The organism is Streptomyces sp. NRRL F-2664 (genome assembly GCF_000719345.1).
In the GTDB taxonomy this organism is placed as follows: domain Bacteria; phylum Actinomycetota; class Actinomycetes; order Streptomycetales; family Streptomycetaceae; genus Streptomyces.
The window spans coordinates 1-3,407 of sequence record NZ_JOFX01000132.1 but is presented as its reverse complement, the minus strand read 5'-3'; the positions used below and the strand labels follow the sequence as shown (position 1 = coordinate 3,407).

Sequence of the window (3,407 nt, the reverse complement as noted above, 5' to 3'; positions counted from 1 at the left end):
GTAAGCCACAAAGCGGCAGCAGCCTGATAGCCACACCCGATACCCCTGGGCGTCCCCACCCTACGAATGGGAGGACCAACCCGTCCAAAAAGGTAGAGCAGTCTGAAGGGAATCATGCACGAGTGATCTCGACCGAAGCAGCAGCAATCGCTCTACAGAACCACGCCGCCCTCTGGAGCACGAGGGAAAACCGAGCGAGCGATGTCGTGAACGCCGCCTGTGATGCTCTCGTCGCCGGACTCGACACCCCCAGCCTTCGCATCCTCGCCGCCTGCACGCGCGCCGAAGCGGACTACGACGTCCACGACCTGCTTCCCGCAGCGCTCGACGAACTCGGCCTCACCTTCTATCCGGTCGGAAGCGAGGCCGGTCAGGAAGCCGCCGCCCAAGCCCTCGCACGCCGCATGCTCGCCGGGGAGCTCACGCCTCGGGAGTTCACCTTCCGGATTCATCAGCGCCACGGACATGAGCTGCCCCTGACCGAGCGCCTCGCTGAACTCCACGACGAGTACGGCATCCTCGAATACGGCGACAGAACCGTGGACGAAGTCGATGTCGAGGTCACGGCCGAAGCCCGCCGCCTCGCAGCCCGCCCCACGACTCCTGACGAACCCACGGAATCGCCCCGCTGATGCAGGGATTGACCGGCGAGTTGGCCGGAAGGGGCGCCAACCACGCGTCATCAACCGAAGCGAGGCCCCCGGTGGCCACAGGTCTATGACTGCCTGATTCGGATCCGGGGCGATCGTCAGGCCGGCTCAGTCATCGAAGGAGGCCGTGTCGGGCCGCGGGATCGGTGCGTTTAGAGTGCTTCGCATGGACATGCGAAGGATCGTCGCGGTGCTGGCCGAGGAAGCTGAGCAGCAGATCTTCGACCAGGTGTGGGAGCTGGGGCCGAGCGAGTGCGCACTGGCTCGTGAGGTCGAGGCCGGCCTGCGTGACGTCGTTGGTCCGCCGGACGTCCAGGAGGCGCTGCCGCCGATCAAGCGGCTCGAACATCTGCGGGAAACGCTCGCTGTCCTGGCGATCTCCCTTGCGCGTACGCACGGCCGCATGGCCTGGTTTCTCTCCGGTGCTCTGAACGCGCTCGAACCGGTCCTGCGCTGGCGTGCCCTGCCTGCTGACCGTGGTGGCACCTTCGGCACCGTCCTGGCGAGCGCTGAGGAGTACATGGAGGCGGAGGAGGCCGTCCGCCGACTCCAGGACGTCCTGGCGCGGATCGGCCGCCGCTGACCGGCACGGCCGGTTCTTGAAGGGACGAGAAGGAGACCACCGCTCCGAGGGTGCAAAAGCCAGGCGTGCGGTCGTGCAGCCCTCGGCGTGGATCACGGCGGGCGTGTCGGGCCACCACAGGCCGGACCAGTTGATCTCGCCCCTGCTCGTGCCGCTTGCCGCGACGAAGGCGTCCTCGACGCTCCCCACCGGGACGCCGTCCAGCGCGCACTCGACCGGCAGCCGCCCCTCGTACGCGGCTGGGCCGACCGGCACGTCCGGCCCCCGGACAGGGTGGAACAGCGCCGGCAGGTCCTCCTCCCTCTGCGCTCCGGAGACCTCGCTGTCATCGAATTGCCCCTGGAGCTCTCCCTGGGGGAACTCTCTCGCCACGCGCTGGCCTCGGCGACGGAGTCGAGGTGCGCGCACACGGAGACCCTGAGTTCTCGTGACGACCGAAGTGCACGAGGCGGCGCGCCGTACGCAGGGCGAGCGCGGGGTCAGGAGTACGGAGAACCGGATAGGCGACGTCGTCAGCCATGCCAGGACTGTGCCACGGCCCGCCACCGCAGGTCAGCGATCCAGCGCACCTTCGGTGCGCGCCGGGGGCGTGGTAAATCTCGTGGCGCGCGCTGGGGTGCTTCTGTCCGCTCTGATGTGGACTGTTGTCGGTCCGGGATGGTGGTGGGGTTCGTTCCGGCCGAAACCGATGCCTCTGTGATGCCTGTGAGCTCGCAGGTCAGCGTGGTGCTGGGGGCCGTCCACGGGAACCGTGGAGTGTTGCTGTGAGCACGTGCGTCAGAATTCCTGATTCACCCTGGCCCTCCCGGAACGGCACACCGATGGGGAGGGAGCGGGAGCGTGGATGTACTGCACGAACGGTGCGCCGGCCTGGACATCAGCAAGAAGGACGCCAAAGTGTGCGTCCGGACCCCGAGTACGAAACGGCGGGGATCGTTCACCACCGAGACCACGACCTGGGGTTCGACGACGAACGCGGTCCTCGGCCTGCTCGACCACCTGCTCGCCGCCGAGGTCACGCTGGTGGTGATCGAGGCGACCTCGGACTACTGGAAGCCCTTCTACTACGTGCTGGTCGAAGAGCTGAACGTGATCCTGGTCAACGCCCGGCAGGTCAAGAACCTGCCCGGCCGCAAGACCGACGTCTCGGACGCCGCCTGGCTGGCCCAGCTCGGCTCCCACGGCCTGGTCCGCCCCTCCTTCGTCCCGCCGCAGCCCGTCCGGGAACTGCGGGACCTGACCCGGGCCCGCACCACCGCCACCCGGGAACGCTCCCGGGTCGTCCAGCGCCTGGAGAAGCTCCTGGAGGACACCGGCATCAAGCTGTCCGCGGTCGCCTCCGACATCATGGGCGTCTCCGGCCGGGCCATGCTCGAAGCCCTCATCAGCGGGGAACGCGACCCGCAGACCCTCGCGGACATGGCCAAACGCAAACTCCGGAGCAAGATTCCCGAACTCACCGAGGCGATGACCGGACGCTTCCGTGAGCACCACGCCTTCCTGGTCCGGCTGCATCTGGACCAGTACGACCAGCTCACCGCCATGATTGACCAGCTCAGCGGACGGATCGAGGAGGTGATGGCGCCCTTTCGTGACGCCCTCGACCTGCTCGACACCATCCCCGGCATCAACCAGGCCACCGCCGAAGTGATCATCGCGGAGACCGGCGGGGACATGACCCGCTTCGCCTCCGCCAAACACCTCGCGTCCTGGGCCGGAGTCTGCCCCGGCCACCACGAGTCCGCCGGCCGCGCCAAGAACACCAAGGTCCGGCCCGGCAACCCCTACCTCAAAGGCGCACTCGGCCTCGCCGCGTTCGGCGCGGTCAGAACCAAGGACACCTACCTCGCCGCCCGCTACAAGCGACTGACCGCCCGCCGCGGCCCCCTGCGGGCCCTGGTCGCCGTCGAGCACTCGATCATCACCGCGATCTGGCACATGCTCACCGACCACAAGCCATACGACGAACTCGGTGGCACCTACTTCACCCAACGCGACCCCGAACGCGCCACCCGCCGCGCAATCACTCAACTCAACCAGCTCGGCTACACCGTCACCCTCAACCCGATGGAAACCGCTTCCTAATGTTGTTGTCAAGCGGTTGCGGCCACAGGGGGTGTGACCTCGTAGCACCGTCGGTCACGGATCAGGGCCCACAGGACGTTGACGCGTCG

3 protein-coding genes are annotated in these 3,407 nt (G+C 67.6%); all 3 read left to right on the top strand.

The window, feature by feature from the left end:
* Positions 1 to 122 precede the first annotated feature (122 nt).
* A complete protein-coding gene (locus tag IF89_RS0134585) occupies positions 123 to 632 on the top strand; it encodes a hypothetical protein (protein ID WP_030776763.1) in 510 nt (169 codons plus the stop codon).
* A 184-nt stretch (positions 633 to 816) separates the two neighbouring features.
* Positions 817 to 1,233, top strand: a complete 417-nt coding sequence (locus IF89_RS0134580) for a hypothetical protein (protein WP_030776759.1) — start codon at positions 817 to 819, stop codon at positions 1,231 to 1,233.
* Positions 1,234 to 2,073: 840 nt separating this feature from the next.
* Complete coding sequence (locus IF89_RS0134575; RefSeq protein WP_030776756.1) at positions 2,074 to 3,318, top strand: IS110 family transposase; 1,245 nt, start codon at positions 2,074 to 2,076, stop codon at positions 3,316 to 3,318.
* The last annotated feature ends 89 nt before the right edge of the window (positions 3,319 to 3,407 follow it).

What these genes read in the sequence shown, in the direction of transcription:
- IF89_RS0134580 (WP_030776759.1), top strand. Translation starts at nt 817, where the DNA reads ATGGACATGCGAAGGATCGTCGCGGTGCTGGCCGAGGAAGCTGAGCAG.